Source organism: Streptomyces sp. TS71-3 (genome assembly GCF_018327685.1).
Classification (GTDB): Bacteria; Actinomycetota; Actinomycetes; order Streptomycetales; family Streptomycetaceae; genus Streptomyces.
Map to the genome: position 1 here is coordinate 5,911,430 of NZ_BNEL01000001.1, position 22,257 is coordinate 5,933,686.

17 protein-coding genes and 4 pseudogenes are annotated in these 22,257 nt (G+C 67.4%); 15 read left to right on the forward strand and 6 right to left on the reverse strand.

Features of this window, described 5'->3' with window-relative positions; genetic code table 11:
• Positions 1-133 precede the first annotated feature (133 nt).
• The 4 genes from Sm713_RS24260 to Sm713_RS24275 all read left to right on the forward strand — a co-directional run bounded on the left by Sm713_RS24260 (position 134) and on the right by Sm713_RS24275 (position 4,703).
• On the forward strand, positions 134-1,018 hold the full coding sequence (locus Sm713_RS24260) for a TIGR01777 family oxidoreductase (protein WP_212911655.1): 885 nt from the start codon (positions 134-136) through the stop codon (positions 1,016-1,018).
• A gap of 391 nt (positions 1,019-1,409) precedes the next feature.
• Positions 1,410-2,012: a hypothetical protein gene (locus Sm713_RS24265; protein ID WP_249416665.1), complete on the forward strand. Its 603-nt coding sequence runs from the start codon at positions 1,410-1,412 to the stop codon at positions 2,010-2,012.
• Positions 2,009-2,818 carry an SgcJ/EcaC family oxidoreductase gene (locus tag Sm713_RS24270; RefSeq protein ID WP_212911657.1) on the forward strand — a complete coding sequence of 270 codons (810 nt, stop codon included), beginning with the start codon at positions 2,009-2,011 and terminating at the stop codon, positions 2,816-2,818. The genes Sm713_RS24265 and Sm713_RS24270 overlap by 4 nt, the downstream gene beginning before the upstream one ends.
• Before the next feature lie 322 nt (positions 2,819-3,140).
• On the forward strand, positions 3,141-4,703 hold the full coding sequence (locus Sm713_RS24275) for a M1 family metallopeptidase (protein WP_212911658.1): 1,563 nt from the start codon (positions 3,141-3,143) through the stop codon (positions 4,701-4,703).
• 181 nt (positions 4,704-4,884) lie between these two features.
• Here the strand turns inward: Sm713_RS24275 and Sm713_RS24280 are convergent, their stop codons facing one another.
• Together Sm713_RS24280 and Sm713_RS24285 are read right to left on the reverse strand one after the other, a co-directional pair.
• Positions 4,885-6,141: a hypothetical protein gene (locus Sm713_RS24280; protein ID WP_212911659.1), complete on the reverse strand. Its 1,257-nt coding sequence runs from the start codon at positions 6,139-6,141 to the stop codon at positions 4,885-4,887.
• Between the two features lie 198 nt (positions 6,142-6,339).
• On the reverse strand, positions 6,340-7,542 hold the full coding sequence (locus Sm713_RS24285) for an IS110 family transposase (RefSeq protein ID WP_212911822.1): 1,203 nt from the start codon (positions 7,540-7,542) through the stop codon (positions 6,340-6,342).
• Between the two features lie 392 nt (positions 7,543-7,934).
• On the opposite strand from Sm713_RS24285, the gene Sm713_RS24290 reads away from it, so the two are divergent.
• Positions 7,935-9,110 (forward strand): substrate-binding domain-containing protein, encoded by a 1,176-nt coding sequence (locus tag Sm713_RS24290; RefSeq protein WP_212911660.1) that lies wholly within the window; start codon positions 7,935-7,937, stop codon positions 9,108-9,110.
• A gap of 369 nt (positions 9,111-9,479) precedes the next feature.
• Here Sm713_RS24290 and Sm713_RS24295 read toward each other — a convergent pair whose 3' ends face one another.
• On the reverse strand, positions 9,480-9,950 hold the full coding sequence (locus Sm713_RS24295) for a hypothetical protein (protein ID WP_212911661.1): 471 nt from the start codon (positions 9,948-9,950) through the stop codon (positions 9,480-9,482).
• A 418-nt stretch (positions 9,951-10,368) separates the two neighbouring features.
• On the opposite strand from Sm713_RS24295, the gene Sm713_RS24300 reads away from it, so the two are divergent.
• Positions 10,369-11,223, forward strand: a complete 855-nt coding sequence (locus Sm713_RS24300) for an MBL fold metallo-hydrolase (protein WP_249416472.1) — start codon at positions 10,369-10,371, stop codon at positions 11,221-11,223.
• A gap of 19 nt (positions 11,224-11,242) precedes the next feature.
• On the opposite strand, the gene Sm713_RS24305 is transcribed toward Sm713_RS24300, so the two are convergent.
• Positions 11,243-11,833, reverse strand: a complete 591-nt coding sequence (locus tag Sm713_RS24305; protein ID WP_212911662.1) for a CGNR zinc finger domain-containing protein — start codon at positions 11,831-11,833, stop codon at positions 11,243-11,245.
• Positions 11,834-12,697: 864 nt separating this feature from the next.
• A complete protein-coding gene (locus tag Sm713_RS24310; protein WP_212912244.1) occupies positions 12,698-12,922 on the reverse strand; it encodes a hypothetical protein in 225 nt (74 codons plus the stop codon).
• A 315-nt stretch (positions 12,923-13,237) separates the two neighbouring features.
• Here Sm713_RS24310 and Sm713_RS24315 point away from each other — a divergent pair, with 315 nt between their 5' ends.
• Together Sm713_RS24315 and Sm713_RS40620 are read left to right on the forward strand one after the other, a co-directional pair.
• Positions 13,238-14,182: a helix-turn-helix domain-containing protein gene (locus tag Sm713_RS24315; protein ID WP_212911663.1), complete on the forward strand. Its 945-nt coding sequence runs from the start codon at positions 13,238-13,240 to the stop codon at positions 14,180-14,182.
• A gap of 167 nt (positions 14,183-14,349) precedes the next feature.
• Positions 14,350-15,121, forward strand: a pseudogene (locus Sm713_RS40620) (ATP/GTP-binding protein); the annotation flags it as partial.
• 45 nt (positions 15,122-15,166) lie between these two features.
• On the opposite strand, the pseudogene Sm713_RS41745 reads toward Sm713_RS40620, so the two are convergent.
• Positions 15,167-15,334: pseudogene (locus tag Sm713_RS41745) on the reverse strand (transposase); the annotation flags it as partial.
• 378 nt (positions 15,335-15,712) lie between these two features.
• Here Sm713_RS41745 and Sm713_RS24330 point away from each other — a divergent pair.
• The 7 genes and pseudogenes from Sm713_RS24330 (at position 15,713) to Sm713_RS24360 (ending at position 22,191) form a co-directional block, all read left to right on the forward strand.
• Positions 15,713-16,150, forward strand: coding sequence for a peptidase inhibitor family I36 protein (locus tag Sm713_RS24330; RefSeq protein ID WP_212911666.1), 438 nt, complete (start codon positions 15,713-15,715; stop codon positions 16,148-16,150).
• Between the two features lie 71 nt (positions 16,151-16,221).
• Positions 16,222-17,064, forward strand: coding sequence for a hypothetical protein (locus Sm713_RS24335; RefSeq protein ID WP_212911667.1), 843 nt, complete (start codon positions 16,222-16,224; stop codon positions 17,062-17,064).
• A 222-nt stretch (positions 17,065-17,286) separates the two neighbouring features.
• Positions 17,287-18,664, forward strand: a pseudogene (locus Sm713_RS24340) (IS1380 family transposase).
• A gap of 838 nt (positions 18,665-19,502) precedes the next feature.
• Positions 19,503-19,970, forward strand: a complete 468-nt coding sequence (locus tag Sm713_RS24345) for a hypothetical protein (protein WP_212911668.1) — start codon at positions 19,503-19,505, stop codon at positions 19,968-19,970.
• A 46-nt stretch (positions 19,971-20,016) separates the two neighbouring features.
• Positions 20,017-20,220 (forward strand): hypothetical protein, encoded by a 204-nt coding sequence (locus Sm713_RS24350; RefSeq protein WP_212912245.1) that lies wholly within the window; start codon positions 20,017-20,019, stop codon positions 20,218-20,220.
• Between the two features lie 230 nt (positions 20,221-20,450).
• Entirely contained in the window at positions 20,451-20,609 is a 159-nt protein-coding gene (locus tag Sm713_RS24355; RefSeq protein WP_212911669.1) for a hypothetical protein, read from the forward strand.
• 149 nt (positions 20,610-20,758) lie between these two features.
• Positions 20,759-22,191: pseudogene (locus Sm713_RS24360) on the forward strand (NF041680 family putative transposase).
• Positions 22,192-22,257: the final 66 nt, after the last annotated feature.

Sequence of the window (22,257 nt, forward strand, 5' to 3'; positions counted from 1 at the left end):
GCCGCAGGACCCGGCGTCGTAGCAGCCGGCGTCCGTCCGTAGAACCCGACGTCCGTAGAACCCGACGTCCGCAAACCCGACGTCCGCAAACCCGACGTCCGTGGAACCCGGCGTCCGCGAGAGGGGAAAACCGATGCGTGTTGTCGTGGCCGGAGCGTCCGGCGTGATCGGGACGGCGCTGACGCCGGTGCTGCGTGCCGCCGGGCACGAGGTGGTCCGGCTGGTACGGCGCCCGCCCGGGGCGGCCGACGAGCGGCAGTGGGATCCGACCACCGGCGTCATCGCGGACGGGGCGCTGGACGGGGCCGACGCCGTGATCAACCTCTGCGCGGTCGACACCACCGCCAAGCGCTGGACGCCGGAGTTCAAGGCGGAGCTGCGTGACAGCCGGGTGGTCCCGACCCGGGTGCTGGCCGAGGCCGTCGCGGCGCACGGCGTGCCCGCGCTGCTGAACAGCTCATCGATCGCGCTCTACGGCGACACGGGTGACCGGGTGATGGACGAGTCGGAGCCGGCCGGCGGCGGCTTCCTCGCCGAGGTGGACCATGCCCGTGAGGACGCGACGAAAGCGGCCGCCGGCGCGCGGACCGTGTTGCTGCGCACCGGGATCGTGCTGTCGCCCACCGGCGGCCTGCTCGGCCAGCTGCGGCCCATGGTCGCGTGGGGCGCGGGCGGCCGGATGGGCACCGGCCGGCAGTACCTCTCGTGGATCTCCCTGCACGACGAGGTGGCGGCCATCCAGTACGCCCTCGAACACGACGAGATCAGCGGCCCCGTCAACCTCTGCGGGCCGCAGCCCGTCACCAACGCCGAGATGGTGCGCGCCGTCGGCCGGCTGCTGCACCGGCCCACACCCTGGGTCTATCCCGCCTGGCTGCTGCGCCTGTTCGTCGGCGAACTGGCCGACGCCGGCGCCATGACGGGCCAGCGGGCCGTGCCCGACGTCCTCGTCCGCCACGGCTTCGAGTTCCGCCACCCGACGGTGTCCGTCGCCCTCACCGCCGCCGTAAGGCCCTGACCGACCTGTTCGCAGGGGTTGGTGACGCGGCGGGCCGGGGCGTGGTCCGCCGACCGCGGTGCGGGGGCGACGGCAGTGGTACTCGCCCGGTCGGCCGCGCTTTCGATCGTGCCCGCTTTCGGCCCCGCCGCGGCTCTGCCACGACCCTGCCACGGCCCTGCCACGTCTTCCGGCCCGGGTGGTGAGGTCCCGGAGGCCCCTGGCTGATCACGGGCCCAGCATCATGGCTCTTTCCAACTCTTGAGACCTCAATTACTACTCAGTACAGTCGGCCATCCCAGCGCACCCCCCACAGGTCGGCGCCCTCCAGGGCTCCGTTGTGCCGACCCGGGCGCCGAGAGAGAGGCTTGTCATGTCCTCGCCATTTTGTTCGGATCCTCCCGCGGTGCTCATGGACGACCGGGCACTCCGCGAGTTCCTGGTCGTGGCCATGCGTGAATACCGGCTCATCACCGAGGACGCACCGCTGCCCTGCTTCGCGCTCGCCATCGGGACGGCGCAGACGGACACGGTCCACATCCAGCGTGTGGCCTTCGCCCGCAACGCGCGTACCTACGATCCGGCGGCCTGCCGCGAGTTCGCCGAGTCGATCGTGCCGACCTTCGGCCCCGCCTACGAGAACGAGAACCGGGGCTGGTGGATCGACTCCGGCGACCTTCTGCGGTTATGGCGCGAAGCCGAGGGCGAGGGACTGGACATCGTGGGCTCCATTCACATGCACCCCGACTGGCACCGCCTGGGCCCGCCCTGCGAACGCACGATGGTGCTGAACGAGCGGCCCACCCCTATGGACCGTCACGTGTACCGCAACACGGCCTGGCCGATCAACGTGATCTGCTACCTGGAGCGTCGTGCGGGCGACTTTTACCACACGCTCGCGGCCTGGGCGCCACCGCCGCTCGACGAGCCGGACGCCGACTGCACCGAACTGCCCCTGCGCATCCGCACCGCCGACCTGGTGGGCGTGGGCGCCGACGCCGGAGGTTCCCGATGACCGTGCATGACGAACACATCCGTGCTCTGTGGGACACGATGGCGCGAGGCTGGGCCGAGGGCGACGCCACGCTCTTCGGTGAAGCCTTCGCCTCGGACTGCGACTTCACCACGGTGGGGGGCGACCGCCCCGCCGGCCGCGCCGGAATCGTGCAGCGGCACGAGGAACTCTTCCGCACCGCCTACCGCTCCACCGTGCTCCAGGTACGCATCGACAGCATCAGCCATCCGACCCCCGACCTCGCCGTCGTCCACGCCGCGTCCACCATCGCCACGGCCGACGGCGGCAAGCTCGCCGACACCGACGCCCTCGCCCTGGTCCGCCGAGACGCGCACGAGGGGCGGTGGCGCATCGTCGCCTTCCACAACATGGTCCCGGTGAGCCGGCCGGCCGAGCAGCCGTCCCGGCGCACCGCTGGGAATCAGGAGAAGCACGCCTCCTCCCTGCTGCGCCATCTGGCGATCGTCGTCAGCGACCCCGGCAGCCTCGCCGCGTTCTACCAGGACGTGTTCGGCATGGAGGTCTTCCACAAGGACCCCGACGGCAGCCGGTTCCTCAGCGACGGCTACTTCACCCTGGCCCTGATCCAGCACCGGCTCGACGGCGAGACCCCGCTGGGCATGAACCACTTCGGGTTCCACATCGGCGACACCGAGGCCGTGACGGCCCTGCTGACCTCCCGCGGTGTGCAGAAACCGGCAGAGCGATCCACCGGCCGCCCGTTCGCGGAGTACCGGGCCATGGATCCCGAGGGCAACTGGTTCGACCTGTCCGAGCACGGCTTCGGCGGTCCGGGCTCAAGCTGAGGGCTGTCCCGCGCCGGCTGGTCGTCGATCGGGCCGTACCTCCCGAGGACGACGACGAGTCGGCCCCCAGATCTACTGGAACGTCACGCTCCGGTCTGATGGATGGCTCGCGAACTGCCTCCCGCGGTTGATGAATCGCCTTTCCCCGGTGAATAGCGTCAAAGGCGCCGAGGCTGGGATGAGGGAGCTCCGGCTCCCTCATCCCAGCCTCGGCCCCTCCCGCGCCCGCGGGGACACCATTCGCATACTCGTCTCCGCAACGGCACGTCGGACCAGCGCACGCACGTCAGGTACGCCGAGCGGAGAGGAAGGACCCCACGCCATGCCTCTCCATCCGCACCCCTCACCGGCCGGTGCGCGCTTCGCGGCTGTGACCACGAGGAAGAGCGCCTCGGCCGTGGCACTCGCCCTGGTCGTGCCGCTCGCGGCCACCGGCTGTTCCACGGCCGACGCCGCCCCTACCACCACCGTCGTCACCGACGCCCTGGCTGCCCGTCCCGGCGCGGACCACGGTCACGAACGCCTCTTCCCCGATCTCGGAAACGGCGGCTACGAGGCCCGAACCTACGCCGTCCACTTCGACTACCGCCCCGGCACGTCCCGGATGCCCGCCCGCACCGTGGTGAACGCCCGTGCCACCCAGAGCCTCTCCCGCCTCAGCCTCGACTCGGCAGCCCAGGAGGTCACGGCAGTCACCGTCGACGGCCGTCCGGCAGCCTTCCGCGTGGACGCCCGCCACGAGAAGCTGTACGTCACGCCGGAGCACCCCCTGCCCACCGGGAGCCTGTTCCGCGTCGATGTCCGATACACCGCCGACCGGGCGAAGAACCCGACCTCGCCGGCCTACCACCTCCCGGACGGGGTCAAGTGGCCCTTCAAGAGCTGGGTGGCGACCAAGGACGGCTTCGCCTTCATGGGGCAGCCGGACCGGGCACACCTCTTCTTCCCCTCCAACGACGTGCCCGACGACAAGGCCCGTGTCAGCTTCGACGTCACCGTGCCGCGCGGCACGGTAGCCGTGGCCAACGGCGATCTCGTACGGCACCGGCGGCTCCCGGACAGCCGCGACGAGTTCACGTACCTCACACGCGAGGACATCCCCACGGACGTGACCCAGGTCGCGGTGGGAGACCTTCGCCCCATCGACCAGCGCGGCCCCCACGGACTGCCCGTCCGCAACTGGGTGCCGGCAGGGATGTACGCCGGCCTCGCCCCGGCCGCACGGCGCACCGCCGGCCAGATCTCCTGGTTGGAGAAGACACTCGGCCTGCGCTACCCGTTCGAGCGGTACGGAGTCCTGGCCGTCGACAGCGACTACGGCGGCGTTGCCCTGGAAACGGCCACCCTCTCCACCTTCTCCGCCCGCGGACTGGGCCTCCCGGCGGAGCAGGGCACGCCCACCATGGTGCACGAGCTGACACACCAGTTCTTCGGTGACGCCGTATCCGTCCGCACCTGGGACGACATGTGGCTCAGCGAGGGCCATGCGAACTACTACCAGCTGCTCTACGCCGCGTCCCATGGCGGCGACCGACTCGACGCCGCCATGCACGACGAGTACCAGGTGGACGCGGACCAGCGCACGTCGGCCGGACCGCCCGGCCGCCTGAAGCAGCCGACAAGCGTCCTCTTCGACACGGACGTACCCGGCGCCCTGATGCTCTACGGGCTGCGCCAGAAGGTCGGCGACACCACCTTCCACCAGATCGAGCGCACCTTCTTCGACACGTACGAGGGCCGTTCCGCCGACACCCAGGACTACATCGACGTCGCCAACCGCGTCTCGGGCCGCGACCTCACCTCGTACATCAGGAGCTGGATATACGGCCGGGCGACGCCACCCATGCCCGGGCACCAGGACTGGAAGCCGGGTAAGCCCAGCTGAGGGAAGCAGGCCGGCGTCGATGAGCCGCTGCCGGTAGGCAGCCATCCTGCGTGTGGGGGCGTCCCTCCGCACCGAGGGCACACGCGCCGACGCCGTTCACGGCTTACCTGCTCGGGACGCCGTCGGGGGGCGACTGGAGCGGGTGCACCGTGAACGGTTCGGCCTGACCGGCAACGGGATGTCAGAACTCGTAGGCCCCGACGTCGTACGGCGCGGACCGGGCCTTCTTGTCGGCGTCGACCGTGGGCGCGTCCCTGTCGGTGGCGGCGCCGATCGCGGGGTCGCCCGCCTTCAAGTGCAGGTCACCTGCTTGGTAGTTCACGAAGTAGGTCGAGTAGGAGGTGCCGACCGTGATGTTGTTGGAGTGCTGGGCGTCTGCCGCGGCGGCGGTGTTGAAGGTGTGTGCCAGATTGTTGCGGACGATGTCGCCGGTCGGCGGTGTGCCGTCCTTCTGGTCGGTGAGGCGGATCTCGCTGTCGGCGGCGGGGTAGCGCGGCACCACCGTGTTGTTGACGATCCTGCTGTCGTTCATGCCGTACAGGCCCATGGCGAGACCGACCTCGACCTGCACCACGTTGTTCTCGATCGTCCAGTTGGAGTAGGGGCCGTCGAACGCGCTGAGGCCCTGGATGGTGTACTTCCCGTCGTACTGGAACGGGATCTTGGAGTAGCGCGTGCCCATGCGGCTGACGAAGACGTTGCCGCGCAGCACCACGTTCGCCACCGGGGTGAAACTGCCGTCACCGCGGTAGCTCTGGAACATGTCCCGGTGAGGCGGATCGCTCTCCGTACCGGGCGGCACCACCGCGTAGCTGTTGACGGCGGAGCTGTACTCGATCAGGCAGCCGCTGACCTTGCAGCGGTAGGCGTCCTCCCAGAAGTGGTTCACGCTGTTGCCCCTGACCACTCCTCCGGTCGCGCCGGCGCCCGCGGTCGACGTGCGCTCCAGCATCACGCCGTTGCGCACGTTGCGGATCTGGTTGTTCAGGACCTGGTCGTTGCTGCCGATGACCACGATGCCGGTGCCGCTGCGGTTCACCCAGTCGTTGTTGTACCAGGTGTCCGCCGCCTCATCACTGGCCGCGCGGACCTGCGAGTTCTGCAGGATGTCGTTGGTCGCACCGGAGTCGAACTGCACGAGGTTGGCGGTGGTGTACGTGCCGTCGGCCTCCTGCGGGGAGACCAGGACCCCGTCCACCGTCCAGTGCGTGGCCCCGGCAGCGAAGCGCAGTGTCTTCATACGGGGCACCGCCCCGGGAGCGGCCTTGATCGTCCGGTTCCCCGAGGAGACACCCCCGTTGACGACGGCGGCACCGTAGTTCCCGCTGCGCAGGTAGACGACGTCGCCGGAGCCGTACGTCCGTCCCTGGGCGAAGATGTCCTGGAAGGACTTCCAAGGCTGCGCGGACGTACCGGGATTGGCGGACGAGCCGTTCACGGGATCGACGTAGTAGCCGCGGCGGCCGACGCACCCGGTGGGGCGCCGACCCCGAAAGCCGTGCGATCGGCCAGGAAACCCAGAAGAAGCAGGACGCAGACGAAGACCGCGGCGAGGCGGCTCCTTCTGCCGAAGGACGCGGAGACGGACACGACGAGACCTCGGTTCGAAGTGGGGGGGGTGCCTCTATGTCCTTGGTCAAGCGGGGCGTGGGGTTCGGTGTTCGTAGAAGGTGCCGTCGCGGAGCATCGCGTAGAGCACGCTGATGCGCTGGCGGGCCAGGCGGAGGAGAGCCTGGGTATGAGTCTTTCCTCTGGCTCGGCAGCGGTCGTAGTAGGTGCGGGAGACGGGATCGTGCAAGGCGGCGAAAGCGGACAGGAACATCGCCCGTTTGAGCTGGCGGTTTCCGCCTCGTGGCGCGTGTTCGCCGTGGATCGATGTGCCCGACGACTTGGTGGTCGGGGCCAGGCCGGCGTAGGAGGCGAGATGGGCGGCGGTGGGGAAGCTGGTGCCGTCGCCGACGGTGACCAGCAGGGTGGCAGCGGTCCTGACCGCGATCCCCGGCATCGAGATCAGGACCTGGGAAAGAGGGTGCTCCTCCAGCAGGGCCTCGATCTGCGCTTGAAGAGCGCGGCGCTGTTCGTGGACAGCCGCGAGCGAGCGGGCCAGCGAGGGGATCACGATGTCGAGCGTGCCGGTCCCCGGGACCACGACGGTCTGTTCGTCGAGTGCGTCGAAGACGTCGTCGATCAGCCGCTGGGCCATGCGCGGGGCTTTGGGTCGGATGGTTTCGACGAGTTTGCGGCGGCCGGCTTTCCTGAGGGCGGATGGGGATCCGTAGCGCTCCAGCAGCCAGGTGACTGCTTGGTGATCCAGCCGCGGGCCCAGGACGCGTTCGAGGCTGGGGTGGAACTGTGTGAGCAGGCCGCGTATGCGGTTGCTGGTGCGTGTGGCCTCGGTGGCAAGATCCTGGTCGAAGCCGACCAGCACGGTGAGTTCGGCGGTGATCTCATCGGTCAGTTCCAGGGACCGCAGGGTGTGGGGCATGGTGCGGGCGGCGTCCGCGATGACCGCGGCGTCCTTGGCGTCGGTCTTGGCCTCGCCCGGGTAGAGGTCGGCGATCCTGCGCATCGCAAGTCCGGGCAGGTAGGCGACCTTGCAGCCTGCGTCCCGGGCCACGGTCAGTGGCAGAGCGCCGATCGAGGCGGGCTGGTCCACGATCAGCAGGACGGTGCCGAATTTGGCGGCCAGCTTGTCGAAGACGGCTCGCAGTTTCGGTTCGCTGTTGGGCAGGGGCTTGTCGAAGACCTTCTTGCCGGCTGGGGTGAGTCCGTGGCCGTGGTGGGCGGTCTTGCCGACGTCCAGGCCGAGGAAGACGCCCACGTCGCCGGTGTCGAACATCGTGCTGTCAGCTCCTTTGGTGCGGCTGGCCTGGGCTTCGGTGTCGTACGCGCGCATCCACGTTATGCAGACCTGCCGCCCGTGAACTGTCCGGCGTTGCGCCGGACCGGACGGTGGCCGGACCTCTCATCAGCGGCTCCGACGGCACCTCTCGGGCCCGGTGAACACCACCCCCCACGTCATCTCGGACAGGGGGACACAGTCATGCCGGGCCCGGAGGCCAGCGGCCCTCTTGCAGGACCGCGAAAAAGATAACGGGGGGGGGTGGCGGTCGTGCTTCGCTTGCCGAGGAGTGTGGGCCCAAGTCATTCCTTGCGTCAACAGATTCATTGGAATGAATCCATGGATCCGGTGCCCGGGCACGGGCCCTGACGGCAGATAAGGTCATCCGCGTGACACAGACGCACCGGTCCGAACCCGAGACGCTGCGGTCCGAAGGAGACACGCAGCGGTCCGAAGGCGAGGAGAAGACCTCCGCACGCCCTCCCGCGGGCACCGCGGCGCGCGGGCACAAGACCCGGCGCCTCGCCGACGAACTGCGCCGCGGTATCGCCGAGCTGCGCTGGCCCAGTGGAAAACTGCCCACCGAACAGGAACTGGCACAGGACCAGCAGGTCAGCCTCAACACCGTACGGCGCGCCGTCGACCTCCTCGTCCACGAGGGGCTGGTCTACCGCAAGCAAGGATCGGGAACCTACGTCTCCTCCCCGCAGGCGGCCGAGACCGGCTACGCCGTCGGGGTGGTCGTGCCGTCGCTGACCTACTACTACCCGCGCGTCATCGCCGGCATCGAGCGTGAACTGGCCCGGCACGGCTCCCGGATGCTGCTGCGCTGCACCGACTGGGACCCCGCCATGGAGCGGGGCGCCGTGAACGAGCTGATCAGGGCGGGCTCGACGGGCCTGATCCTGGTGCCGGCACTCAGCCATGACCGGGCCGACCTGTGGCCCTCGGACCCCGACGAACTCAGCGTCCCCAGCGTGCTCGTCGAACGAGGCCTGACCGTGCCGGCGACCCTGCACGAGTTCGTCTGCACCCACCACGCGGCCGGCACACTGTCCGCCCTTCGCTATCTGCTGAGCCTGGGCCACACCTGCGTCGGCTACATGGAACGATCAAGTCCGCACACCGCCCCCCAGATCCGCTCGGGCCTGTCCACGGCCCTGGAGCAAGCCGGCCTCGGCCCGGACCCGGTGATCACGACCTCGCTGGCGCGCTGGACCCCTCACGACGCGGACCGCTTCCTCGAACGCATCCTGGACCACGGCATCACGGGCGTGCTCTGCTTCGCCGACCGCGAGGCGTCCCTGCTCGTCAGCGCCGCCCGGCGAAGGTACCTGGTCGTCCCCGACGACCTCTCCGTGATCAGCTACGACGATGAGGTCGCCGACCTGTGCGAGATACCGCTGACCGCGGTGTCCCCGCCGAAGGCCGAGATCGGCAGACGCGCCGCGCGCGTACTCGCCGCCCGCATCGCCGATCCCGAGGCGCCGCGACGGCAGGAAGCCCTCGTACCCCGCCTCGTGATACGCGACTCCACCGGACCAGCGCCCGGCGGCGCCAGGTGACATCGGAAGGCCGCCCCGACCGGAAAGCGGTGGGAGCACCGAGGCGTCCACGACCCGCAGGCCGGCTGTGCCGCGCCCCGTAGCTCCGGATCCACCACTGGACACCGACCGTAAGACCACGATCACTCATGGTCGGCGGGATGCTGGGGGTCCGGCAGCGGAGTCGGTCCGGGATCCGGCGCGATGCTCGGGCGGGCGCGCCGAGCGTGGGGACCGGCGACTTCGTGAGTGATCGTCGGCACCGGGCCGTGGATGTCTTGGATGTGGTGTCGCCGCATATCCCATGGCGCTATCCCGTGACACCGGGGCTGACGTCACATATCCCGTGACGCCGGCCCTGGTATCTCTTTCTCATATCCAATCAACGGGTCACGGCGCGTCCCATTGAGGAATGGGGCGCGGTGAAGGGCCGACGTCCTGCCGGCCGCCGGCGGAATCGGACATGAAATACCGCGCGTACTGCGTGCCGGCGAAGTGCTTGCCCATCAGCCGGGAGAACATCAGCACGCTGGCCAATGGCCGGTGGTTCATGATCAGACTCTGGGCCTGCCCGGCCGCGTTCTTGCGAACCACCGCGATGTTCGCGATCGGCTGCCCCTGCACGCGCGAGGAATAGTCCTCGACGAAGCCGTTCTCGCCGTATTTTCCGATGAACTCGAAGTCCTGGTACTCATACAGCGTCCGCGCGTACGCCAGGAGCTTCCGCACGTTGTCCGCACCATGAACGACGCCGTTGAGGGCGGCTCCCTCCAGGGTCACGTCGTCGGCCAGCTGATCTAGCCACGGCGGGTAGTAGTCCGTGCGCTCCCGCACTGGATCACCACTTCCCAAATACGTCATGATGAGGTTTTCCTCTCTGGTGGGTCGGCGCTTTGCCGACCCGAACCATTACCTCAAATCGAGGTAACCATAGCTTTTTTGCCTATGTCAAACGGTCTGGGCGGGCTGGTCGGTCGCACCCTCCTGAGCGACATGATCAGCGCCTTGATCGACTCCGTGCCGCGCCCGTCGGTGCAGAGCTCCCGGCCCGCGATGCGGGCGGCTTCCGATGACCGTCGTGTGCCTCCCGGCGCCGTAGTGCCGGTGGTGGGGCGGGAGTTGGTCCACTTCACCGTGCGAGGTGCCCGGGGGAGAGGGCGCGGCTCCAGCGGATCCCACCGCCGTCACCCCCTCGAACCGCTTGCCACCGACAGAACCATAGCGCCTATACTCCTGTCATGGGGTGAGTGGCTACGACGCCTCCCGGAGGAGCGCTACCATGACCGTTCTCGATTTCGATGTGTACGTGTCAGGCATGACGCCCGTCCCTTCGGCAGCGCTGAAGCTGCCCAACGGCGAGGCGGGCTCTTGGTCCCCGTTGGCGCACACCCTGATTCACGGACGGACCGAAGCGGCCCTGGTCGAACCGCCGATCACCCGGGGCCAGGCGCATGCACTCGGCGACTGGATCGAGGGCTTCGGCAAACGGCTGTCCTTCATCTACATCACCCATGGCCACGGCGATCACTGGCTCGGCACGCAGCCGCTGGTGGAACGGTTCGAAGGCGTGACGGTCCACGCCACGCCAGGCACGATCGAGGCCGTGCGGCAGGTGGCGCGCGAGGGGCCGGCGACAGGGCTCTGGCCGGCGGCCTTTCCGGGGCGGATCGCCGAGGCGCCCCTCTCCCTGCTGCCGGCGCCGGAGGACGGCTTCCAGGTCGACGGCCACGTGCTGATGCCGGTCGAGGTCGGGCACAGCGACACCGATGACTCCACGGTGCTGCACGTTCCCTCGATCGGGCTGGTCGCCGCCGGCGACGTGGTTTACAACAACGTCCACCAGTACCTGGGGGAGTGCCTGGACGGTGGGTTAAAGGCATGGCGCCGGGCCCTGGACACCGTCGAGTCGCTCGACCCCGCCCACGTCGTCGCCGGGCACCAGGACCAGCAGCGGGGGGACAATCCGTCCGACATCGCTGAGACGCGCAGGTATCTCGACGACGCCGAGAGGCTGCTCGCGACCAGGCCGGATCGCGGGACCTACTTCGACGAGATGATCAGGCTCTACCCGGAGCGCATCAATCCCCTGACCGTATGGATGTCGGCCCGGATGCTGCCCGCCCGAACCGGCTGACCGGCGGCACCCGGGAAGATCACCCCTCCAATTGCGCTCGGCGGGCTCGGGACGCGCGGAGATTCACCAGGTTTCCGCAGCGGGCGGTGTCGTGCCAGGCGCGGGAGAGGTTGCGGGAGGAGTCGATGAACGGGAACCCGCAGGGCCCGTAGGCGCAGGTTTTCAGGCGGCGAAGGTGCCCTGCCGCCTCGGCGAGCAGGAGCTCGGCCGTCGCCACGGCCACGGCGCGGTGCCATCCGGTGCCGCCGGGGAGCAGTCTCGCCCCGGCGGGCGTCCAGGACAGCTTGGCGGCCGAGACGAACGGTGCCGACGGCGTGTCGGCCGTCGACTCCGAAAGGATGCGATCGGCCCGCAACGCCGCCCTGAGGAACTCGCGGAATCGCCGCAGCTGTACGAGCCCGGCCGGGGTGAGGACGAGGTCACGCAGGTAATCGCCGGGGACGCCCTCCGCGAGCTGCTCGACCCAGGCGTTCGCCGATGCCGGCGAAGCGAGCCGGTCCCGTCCTGGGACGCCGGCCTCTTCGGCGGTGGTCGTGGCCAACAGGGCCGAGGTGAACATGAGCCCCGCTCTGCTGGCGCCTTCCACCGGATTGCCGCGCAGGGCAGCCATCTCACCCTCCTCACCTGGACACACGACAGACGCGTTTCCAGTTGGATTCTTTCATATGGAGAGGCGCGTTCAGCGCGACGGGGTATGGGGGAGCTGCCGAACGTGATGCGGTTCCGTGCCGGCGCTTCGCGGAGCCTGCTCCAGCGCTGGCGGTACGTTCGGGATTGGACGACCGCAGGCACGGTCCGGCCTGGACGGCGTGGCCGACCGGGTGGACGGAAAGGCCCCGGCTTCCCTGCAGTCGGAGGCGAAGGGGCCCCGTGCCCTTGCCTGGGACGCTCCAGGTTCTCCGGTGTCAGCAGCGAGTGCGAGTAGGCCGGCTCGTGGAAGGAAGGACAGGCAGTGGGATGCTCAGGGTCCGGAGCATCCCGCTGCCTGTGCCGTCTTGGTCAGGCCTTGGCTTTTACAGGGTGTCGGTGAGTTCTTTCAGCATGCGATCGGCCGCGTTGATGGCGATGGAGAGGTGGCCCTCGCCCTGCTCCAGGTGTCCGACGGTGTTCGGGATATGTGCTGCGAGCCATTGCGATTTCTCAGCCGGCTGTCACGACAGATTCTCACTTGCGTGTCATGAGTAGTTGCTGGTCAGGTGATGTTCTTGATGACATCTACCGGGATCGCTGGTGACATCGCGTGAGAATCCCGAGCGCACCGAGGTGAGAAATCGCACTGCCCCTGGCGCCTCGCCTGCCGGACCCGCTCGCCATGCACCGCCTTGCCGCTCGGGCGGGGGAGCGGCGGCCGACACGAGGAGCGGGGGCGTCCGGCCTGCCGTGTTGCCCCATGCGGCCCAGGACCCGCCTTGGGGGGGGACCCTGGGGACAAAGCACGCCTCGTGCAAGCCGGTGGCAGGTCGCGCAGCCGGGGTCAGGTGGGGGACTGCTGGCTGTGCAGGATGCTCAGGATCTCGTCGAGGGCGCCTTGCTGCTGCGCGAGCGCGACCCGCATCTGTTCCTGGCCCTTCTCCAGCCGGTCCAGCGAGGCGGTGTGGTTGGCCAGGGCGATGGTGTGCTCGGTCTGCTTGTCGATGACCCGCTGGAGCTTCTCGTTGAGGATGCGGGCCATTTCCTGGCTGATCGGGTCTTCGGGCATCGGTAGGTCCCTCGTTCGGCGGACCTCCAGTCTGCCGTATCCGCCGGCGGTCATCGGACAGCACACCGTGGAGTTAGCCGGGGAGGTGCTGCTCACCAGGTGCCGCGGGGCCGTCAGGTCTCCGTGTCCTGGTCTGGGTGGTGCAGCGTCCCGTCCTGGTTCGCGCTCTGGTCGGCGTGAGGGGAGTGTCCGGGAGGGATCGGCCGATGCCTGTCTTGTCACGGCCGTCGCTGTGCCGGTGTACTCGTCTCGCACCATCTGATGATGCGAGTTCGTCTGTGGAACGGGCTCGTGTTCGCGTAGGGAGCGGGGAGCATGCTGATTGAGTCGGTATTCACAACCAGTGGTTTACCGAAGCAGGACCGTCTGGACGGCTTTCGCGAAAGTATGACCCACGCGGCCTACGCCAACGACGTCTACAGCACCGCCCCCAGTTTCAAGGGGGAATTGCGCCTGCTGATGCTCGGCGAGGTGCGGGTGTGGCCGACCACCTTTCAGCCATGCCGTATGGTCCGCACCAAACGACTAATCCAGCAGTCCGACCCGGAGCTCTACCACCTCTCGCTGCCGCTGGACGGTGTCATCAGCGTCAGCCAGCATGGTCGGCAGGAGCGGCATAGCGACCGGCAGATGTACATTGTCGACAGCTCCCGCCCCTCGGACTTCTCCGCCTCAGCTCTCAGAGCAATAGGTCTGGAGGTACCGCGGGGACGGGTGCCGCTGGCGCCAGCCGCGGTCGAACACTTACTGACCCGGCCTTTGTCCGGCCGCAGCGGAGTGGGGGCGCTGCTGGCAGGGCTACTCACCCAGATTGCCGAGGGCGCACGCTACCGGCCTTCCGATGGGCCTCGCCTTGAAGGCGTTGTGACGGACCTCTTCTGTGCGATGCTTGCCCACCACCTCGAAATCGAAAACTGTCTTGAGCCGGAAACCCGTACCCGTACTCTGACCCTGCATATCCTCGCCTTCATCGAAGGCCACCTGCACGATGTGGACCTCACCCCGTCCACCATCGCCGCCGCCCACCACATCTCTCTCAGCCACCTGCACCGCCTCTTCCGCACTGAGCACACCACCGTGGCCGCCCACATTCGCCGACGTCGCCTGGAACGCGCCCATCGCGACCTCATCAACCCGGCACTCGCCGCCATCCCCATAGGCGTCATTGCGACCAGGTGGGGCTTCAAAAGCCACGCCGACTTCGCCCGCTTCTACCGCACCGTCTACGGCACTACTCCCAGCGAGGACCGCCAGCGCTGATGAGGGAGGCGATGACGGTATTGATCGAGTGGCGCGCAGGTCGTGGCCGCCGCTGAGCCCGACAGCGACGGTTACCGCGACGACGCTACGGTCGCCCCCCTCCCCCTGGTCGTGACGCCGCCGGCGACCCATCGTTGAGCGAACCGGGCACGCGCGAACTCAGCCCCCAGGAGCTCGACGCCCGCGTCCGGGCCGCCGGTACCGCGGATCTGGGCCGCGCGCTCGCCGACCGGCTCGTACTCCTGGACCGCCCCGCGTTCGCCGACTTCTTCGGCGCCGGCCCTCGCTCCGCACGGACCTTCTTCCTGGGGGCCATGGCAGGCCACCCGCTACGTGTACGCATCGACCTGCCCGAGCAGCTCCACGAGGACGCCTCCCGGCTCCTTACCCGCCTCCTGCTGGCCCAGTTCACCGGACTCGCCCCAGGCCGCTCCACGGGCTGTCAGAGCCCGTTCCTGTGTCTGGTGCTCGACGCCGCCGCGCAGGCCCTCACGCCCGGCACCGTCCGCGGTATCCAGCGGCTCCGCTCTCGGCACGCTGGCGTGGTTGACGCTGCGCACCATGGCCAGCGTCCCCGAGCCCCTGCACGGCGCGCTGCACGCCGCAGTTGGCTGCTGCATGGCGTTCTCCGGCATCACCACCTGGGACGGCCGCCGCTTCACCGAAGCCTGGGGCACCCGCAAAGTGACCATCAAAGAGACCGCCAAACACACCGTCTACGCCGACCAGCCCACCACCCGCGCCATCCACGCCCTACGGAAGATGGTCACGGGCCAGGCCGTCACCACCGACGCGGTCACCGTGCGGCAGGTAGAACGGGAACACTGGTCCGCCTCCGAACTTGTCAGCGAACTCCAGCCCGGACACGCCGTGCTTTCCCTCACCACGGCCACCGGCGAGAGCACGCCTCCGCTGCTGTTCGCGGACCTCCTTGCGTAGCCGCTTGAGTTCCTCGCGCTCGGCGCAGGTCAGTTCGCCGGACCCGACTTCGTCCCGGTCCGCCTTCGCCCTGCGGTACCAGCCACGCAGGGACTCGGAGCTGACGCCGAGTTCCCGGGCGCCGGCGGTGACCGTCCTGCCCGAGGAATCAACGAGCGCGATGGCGTCCCGCTTGAACTCCTCGGTGTACCGCTTCGTGTACTTGCTTCCCACCTGATGCTACTTCCTCTGGAACCTCCAGATCCCAGTCCCCAAGGGTCCACGACCAAGGGGAAGCTTCAAGTTTCCAGGTGACCACTTCGCCTTACATCACCGACGGAGATGCTGTCTCTACCACGCCGGACAGATCTCGCGAAGACGCAGAGTTAAGAAACGTGAGACTCGGTGTCAACGACACCATGGCAAGTCTTCGGGATTCTTAGGGGAAGACGGTGGTGAACTCGTTCGCCCGGCCACGTTGTCGAGGTGGCCTCACGGGCGTACTCGACAACTACTTCCGAGGTTCCATCTGCACTGTGGTCCCAGGCCCTGGCCGCTGGCGTTGCCACCGCTCCGATATGGGCACACGCATCTGGCATACTAGGGGGTATTTTGCGCACCAGACTGCACAGAGTATTGACAGCGGCTGTTCTGGCCGGAATCGCCTCGTTCTCCGCAATGACTGCAGCACACGCAAACGAGTACACGTGCGACTCGGGGGAGATATGCCTGTGGGAGAACGAATACCGTAACGTGAAGCCGGGGGCGGGAGATTACAGCACCTTCGGCTTCAAGGGTCGGTCCATCAGTGACCTCTCCTACGGAAACAATGAATGGCGTGACGCGGAAGTAAAGAGCCACGACGGCACGGACAACATGAACGATGAGACCAGTTCAGTCTTGAACAATAGCTCGTGTACGGTGGTCCTCTACGCAAAGGACGACTACGAGGGCGATAGCCTCGCGCTCGGCGCGGGCGACTACGCGAACTTCCTCAGCGACGAAAAGATCGGGGACAACGAGGCAAGTTCGCACAAGTTCATCTGCTGATCCCGACCGGGGGGAGGGGGCCGGTACCGGGCTCCCTCCCCCCGGCAAGGACCTCCGGAGAGGACCCATCGATGTCCCGAAGTACGCGAGCCTTCGCCGTCCTGTTAGTTGTCCTGCTGTCCATCACCGCCTGCAGCAGCAACGACACGCCCGGAACAGCGAGGAGAGCGGCTGAGCCGAATGAACCGCCCATTCGCCCATCGCTCCCCTTCGACGAGTACAGGAACGACTCCCTCGCCTTCACCACACGTCTTGCCCAGGACCGCCTCATCCGTGCCTGCATGGGCAGGCGAGGAGTCGCCTGGGACCCGCCGCCCATATCGGCCCAGGATGCCAACCCGGAGTTCCGCCGCTACGGCCTCATGGATCCGACAGTGGCGGGGACATTCGGCTATCATCTACCGATCGACGCCGCCCGCGAGCGGCGCAACCGATATTTTTTGCATGACGTGACTGCAAAGCAGCGAGAGGCATTGGAAGGCAGCGAGGAACAAAAAGGCTGCCGTCAGAAATCCGATAGCATCCTCCATCGAGGTGTGTCGAAGACGAAGAGGGTCCTTCTCTTCGGGCTGGGGGGAAGATCCTTGGACGCAGCCGAGGAAAGCCCCGATGTGCAGAAGGCAAAAAGACAGTGGAGCGCCTGCATGCGCACGCGAGGATATCGTTACACCGGGCCCGAACAGGCGCAGCGTGATGCTCGCTGGAATCTCGATTCCCCCCGGATTTCAAAGACGGAGCGGGCCGTTGCAACGGCGGACGTCTCCTGCAAGGAAAAGGTATCGCTGATTACCGTCTGGGCAGTAGCCGAGGCGGACGTACAACGCGGGCTGATCGCGAAGTACGCTAAAGAGCTGGAGAAGATCCGTAAGGCCAATGCCATTCTACGCGTCAACGTCACCCGCGCGCTCGGTTGAGCGTCTCTGCCTCATACACTTTTGATCACAGCAGCCTCAGCGCTGTCCCGTACGTGCTGAACCGGGGTTCTGGAGCTCTCCCTGGGTCGGGCCCTGCCAGCCTGGCGCTTTCGCGGGGTGGGTTGTCCAAGGGTTGATCAGAAACGCAGAAAGTGCTCTTGACCTGCAACGGTGGGACTTGCTGAGGGTCCTGTTGGCTGCGGGGGATAGAGCACTTTCCAGGTGAGCGAGCGTATCGCGTCCTACCCGCGTGTCTGTGTCCAGGGTGACGGCCGCCAGGTGGTCTCGCAGGCTGGTGCGGTCCTGCTGGTGGAAACGGTCCGCAAGATCGGCCTTGACCAGGCGGTATCCGTTGCGCTGGAGCCCTGGCGCAAGCCACGAGCCGTCCATGATCCCGGGGAGGTCCTCCTGGACCTCGCGCTCATGGTCGCGATGGGCGGGGACTGTCTGGCCGATGTCGGCATGTTGCGGGCCGAGCCGGCCGTGTTCGGGACGGTCGCCTCCGACCCGACCGTCTCCTGTCTGATCGAGGCCCTCGCTTCCAGCGGCGGCAAGGCCCTACGGGCCCTTCGCGCCGCGCGGGCCGAAGTCCGCGAAGGAGTCTGGCGACTGTCTGGTGACAGGGCGCCCCACGGGGGCGGGGCGGTGACCGTGGACCTGGACGGGGTGCTGGTGATCGCGCACTCCGACAAGGAAGATGCGGCCCCGACCTGGAAGCGGACCTTTGTGCCATCACCCGCTGATGGGGTTCGTCGACCACGGTGCGGGTGGGACCGGGGAGCCCGTTGCTGCCCTGCTACGGCCGGGCAACGCGGGATCAAACACCGCCGGCGATCACATGACGGTCACCCGTCTGGCCTTGGCCCAACTACCGAAGGAGTACCGGCGGGGACGCCGGACCCTGATCCGCAGCGATTCCGCGGGCGGGACACATGACTTCGTCGCCTGGCTCACCCAGCGGGGACGGTGGCTGTCCTACTCGGTCGCCATGGTGATCACCGAGGCGATCCACCAGCACGTACTGAAGGTCCCCGCATCCGCTTGGACCCCGGCCGTCGAGGCGGACGGTGAGATGCGTGACGGGGCCTGGGTCGCCGAACTCACGGGCGACGTCCTTCACGGCTGGTCCAAGGGCATGCGGCTCATTGTCAGGAAAGAACGACCGTATCCTGGCGCCCAGTTGCGGCTGATCGACGCGGACGGCATGCGGCTGACGTGCTTCGCGACGAACACCACCGGCCGGCCGATCGCGGCACTCGAACTCCGCCACCGCCTGCGGGCCCGGGCGGAGGACCGGATCCGGGCCGCCCGCGCCACCGGACTGCGCAACCTCCCCCTGCACCACACCGCGCAGAACCGCATCTGGCTGGAGATCGTGCAGATCGCGCTGGACCTGCTGGCCTTGATGCCGATGCTCGCGTTGGCCGGCAAGGCCAGATGCTGGGAGCCCCGCCGCCTGCGACTCCGTCTGTTCACCGCAGCCGGGCAACTCGTGACCACCAGCCGCCGCCGGATTCTCCGCCTGGCCCGACACTGGCCCTACACCAGCCACATCACCGCAGCCCTCGAACGCCTCAGCCAGCTTCCGAACCCCGGCTGACCAGCCGCTTTCGTCCCAACGACAGCACCACCCACCCCGGAGCAGTGGAACCCGGCGACCACCCGACACGACAGTCGGGCTCTCGGCCTACCCCTCACCCAGCACGCGATACAAAACGGTCCACCGACTCCGTCGGCGGCCCGTCACGAAAGTTCGAGGCTAAGCAGAATCGCCTGTGGAATCGGATGCCCATGGTCCGTAACAGTGTTAGTGCGACGCCTTTCTCTTCCAGTTTCCGATGTGTCCACGGTCACCGTTTCTGGAAAACGGACGACAGGCTTCCACCATCTTAATTGCGACCTATGTCATATTGTTTTGGTCATCTCATAAGGCGCAGTCTTAGTTGATCAAGTTTGCGTGCAATGCTCACCGTATAGAACCCGCGTTCCATCGACGCGCTGCTTCACGACTGAGCGGTGCCCATTTCCTCGGCCGCGTCCAGGCGCTGACCCCGTGAACTCGATCACGAGGCTCCCAGGGAGCCATGGTGATCTCGCCCTTGCTGGGCCACCGCCTGGATGACCCACGCCAACGCCCGAAGGATGCTGATCATGGCTGCTTCGAGCTTCTGCCGACTCTGCGGGGAGGCCATGCCTGTTCCGGTCGGCAAGAAAGCTCCAGATCACAAGGCGCGTGGACACAAGGAGAAGTGCCCAGGCTCTCGGCAGGGCACTGTCCGTTTCTGAACGCGCGAGCAACGAAAAATCAATCGGGATCGGTGGGACGCCCGAGCATGATCTTCGTGCGTGTGGCCGAAGTGACACGGACAAACGTCTGGGCCGGTATAGCCTCAAGACGAGAGTCATTCGCCTCAGTGCGCCACGAACGGGAAGCCCCCATGCCATTCGACGCGATCTTCGATCAGCCGGACATCACCGCGGATCCCGACGATCTTACATTCGAGCTCACCACGTACCCCGCCACGGCCGTCCACACCGGATCCGCCTGGAACGTCAGCGTTCACGATCTCCCCGGTAAACACAGCCTGCAGGCCCAAGCAGGCACCTGGTTGGAAGCCGAAGACGAGATCCAAGAGCTCGTCGCCAAGTACCTGGAGGCCGACCGCACCAGCATCGTCGTTTCGGTGGAGCCGGCTGATCCCGAAGCTCGGGCTGCACTACGCGCGCTGACGAGTGCTCGGATCACTCGAGCCAAAGCAGAACAGGCAGAGCGAGATGCAGCACGCCACGCGTCCCGTCTCCTCTTGGGCCAGGGATGGACTACCGGAGATGTTGGAGCAGTGCTACGCCTGCCCGAGGCTCGCGTCGTACAACTTACAGTTCCTGCACCCGGGAAAGCGACCTAAAGGTGTCCTGTAACTCCTGGTCACAGTGAGATGATCTGGCTGTAGCGTGAGGAGCGAGACGGATCGGAATAGTCAGCCGGACAACGGCTCGAAGAACCACACGGCCCGGTCGTTCGCCATCGCGTTACGCGGCGTGGACGGTCATGACGGCCCCTTCCACTCCGTCGACACCAAGGGTCAGATGCTGCGGTTCAGCTGGAACGAGGCCGACGTGCTGAACTGGAGCACCAAGAAGCCGTACGACTTCTGAGCTTGTCGTTTAACCTCCGCCGAACCTTGCCGTTGTCTACGGTCTCCTCGATGGGCAGGATGGCGGCCATGACCGTGTCACCTGCAACACGTCAGCTTTGCGACGCCACATTTCCGGACAATGACGCTGCGAGCGCCCTGTCACTCCTTGTTTTCTACACAGGAGCGGAGTGTGAACGCGTGCATCAGGCTGCGGTCCGGTTGAGCGGAGGACGACTCGGCAAGCTTCGTATGTGGCTCGATGAAGCCAAGCGCAACCCGGAGACCGTCTTGTGGTTCGGCGAGTCGCCCTCCGACGTCTCTCCGGACGCCCACGCCTTCGGAGTGGAGTTCATCAACAGCTTCCTCGACAAGCACCTAGATACGCCCGCAGAGCCCATGAGCGAGTGACAGCCGGCTGCCTGGAAAGAACCACGCAGCGACATCGAACAATCGTCTCGAACTTGATCAACTTTTTCGCAGTTCAGTGAACAAAAAGGCGGCCTTCGTCTGATCATGTGCTCCGACCAAGGTGCACCGATCGAGACGAAGGCCGTGAAGTGAGTCCGCTGCCTGCCGACGGTCCCGGGGAAGCGTTCGCGCAAGCGTCACGCTTCCGAGAGGACTTATTCGACTGCCTGGCCGTGCGCGGGGACGAACTGTTCGAGCTCGCCGATGCGCTGCTGTGCGCGGACGGTCCGGTGAGGACGCCGGTGGACCTGACGCTGGTGGCCGAGCACCGGCGCGGGCACGGCGCGATGTACAACGCGCTGAACAACGGGACCATCGATGTGCCCCGGCTGCGGCAGGTGCTCGCCGGCCTGCCGATGCCGCAGGCCGCCGACGGGCGCCTGGTCCTGGCAGTCGACGTCAGCAACTGGCTGCGCCCCGACGCGCCGACCAGCGCGGAGCGTCTGTTCTGCCACGTCTACGGCCGCAGCGGACGGACCTCGGACCAGTTCATTCCCGGTTGGCCCTACTCCTTCGTCGCCGCGCTGGAGTCGGGCCGGACGTCCTGGTGCCAGCTCCTGGACGCTGTCCGTCTCGGGCCCGAGGACGACGTCGCCGAGGTCACTGCCGCCCAGGTCCGCCGGGTGATCACCGACCTGGTCGAGATGGGCCGCTGGCACGCGGGCGACCGCGACATCCTCATCGTGTTCGACGCCGGTTACGACGCCCCGCGCATGGCCCACCTCCTGGCCGGCCTCCCGGTCGAGGTCCTCGGGCGGATGCGCACGGACCGGGTCATGCGCCGCCCGGCGCCTTCCCGCGAGGAGTACTACCGGGTCCACCCCCGCGGCGGTCACCCGCCGAAGCATGGCGGAGAGTTCCGCTTCGCCAAACCGGAGAGCCCGACGCGGCAACGGTGCAGGTCACCGACCGGTACGGCACCGCCCGCGCGATGGCCTGGGACCGCATCCACCCGAGGCTGACCTGGATCGACCACACCGGTGAACTCCCCGTCATCGAGGGCACACTGATCCGCCTCCAGGTCGACCGCCTGCCCGGCGGAGGCGACCCGCTGCCCGTCTGGCTGTGGTCGTCGGCCACCGCTCTGAGCAGCGAGGATGTCGACGTCCGCTGGCAGGCGTTCCTGAGGCGCTTCGACCTGGAGCACACGTTCCGGCTGATGAAGCAGACCCTGGGCTGGACCCGGCCGAAGCTCCGTACCCCCGAGGCCGGCGAACGCTGGACCTGGATCGTCATCGCCGCGCACACCCAGCTCCGCCTCCTGCGCCAGGCCGCCACCGACCTGAGACGGCCATGGGAGAAACCGGCCGAGCCCGGCCGGCTTACCCCGGCCAGGGTCCGCCGGGGGTTCAGGAACCTCCGCCCGCACCTGCTCTGTCCGGCCCGTGCACCGAAACCCTCAACTCCCGGCCCTGGAAGGCCACTCGGCTCGAAGAACCGGCGACCCGCCGCCCACTACGACGTGGGCAAAACCGTGAAACGACCAGAAAGCATCATCGAACGAAACCGACTCAGAGGATAAATGCCAAGCTGAGCTTGGCTTTTAACGTTCATGTCCGTCGGGTCTGAGGATGGCGCTTAAAGGCGC

Bases quoted from the DNA above. Each gene is read 5' to 3' on its own strand.
- Sm713_RS24305 (WP_212911662.1), bottom strand. From the start codon at position 11,833: ATGGCTGCCCTGCGCGGCAATCCGGTGGAAGGCGCCAGCAGAGCGGGG.
- Sm713_RS24335 (WP_212911667.1), top strand. From the start codon at position 16,222: ATGTCCCGAAGTACGCGAGCCTTCGCCGTCCTGTTAGTTGTCCTGCTG.
- Sm713_RS24260 (WP_212911655.1), top strand. From the start codon at position 134: ATGCGTGTTGTCGTGGCCGGAGCGTCCGGCGTGATCGGGACGGCGCTG.
- Sm713_RS24295 (WP_212911661.1), bottom strand. From the start codon at position 9,950: ATGACGTATTTGGGAAGTGGTGATCCAGTGCGGGAGCGCACGGACTAC.
- Sm713_RS24300 (WP_249416472.1), top strand. From the start codon at position 10,369: ATGACCGTTCTCGATTTCGATGTGTACGTGTCAGGCATGACGCCCGTC.
- Sm713_RS24275 (WP_212911658.1), top strand. From the start codon at position 3,141: ATGCCTCTCCATCCGCACCCCTCACCGGCCGGTGCGCGCTTCGCGGCT.
- Sm713_RS24315 (WP_212911663.1), top strand. From the start codon at position 13,238: ATGCTGATTGAGTCGGTATTCACAACCAGTGGTTTACCGAAGCAGGAC.
- Sm713_RS24310 (WP_212912244.1), bottom strand. From the start codon at position 12,922: ATGCCCGAAGACCCGATCAGCCAGGAAATGGCCCGCATCCTCAACGAG.
- Sm713_RS24345 (WP_212911668.1), top strand. From the start codon at position 19,503: ATGCCATTCGACGCGATCTTCGATCAGCCGGACATCACCGCGGATCCC.
- Sm713_RS24265 (WP_249416665.1), top strand. From the start codon at position 1,410: ATGGACGACCGGGCACTCCGCGAGTTCCTGGTCGTGGCCATGCGTGAA.
- Sm713_RS24285 (WP_212911822.1), bottom strand. From the start codon at position 7,542: ATGTTCGACACCGGCGACGTGGGCGTCTTCCTCGGCCTGGACGTCGGC.
- Sm713_RS24355 (WP_212911669.1), top strand. From the start codon at position 20,451: ATGTGGCTCGATGAAGCCAAGCGCAACCCGGAGACCGTCTTGTGGTTC.
- Sm713_RS24270 (WP_212911657.1), top strand. From the start codon at position 2,009: ATGACCGTGCATGACGAACACATCCGTGCTCTGTGGGACACGATGGCG.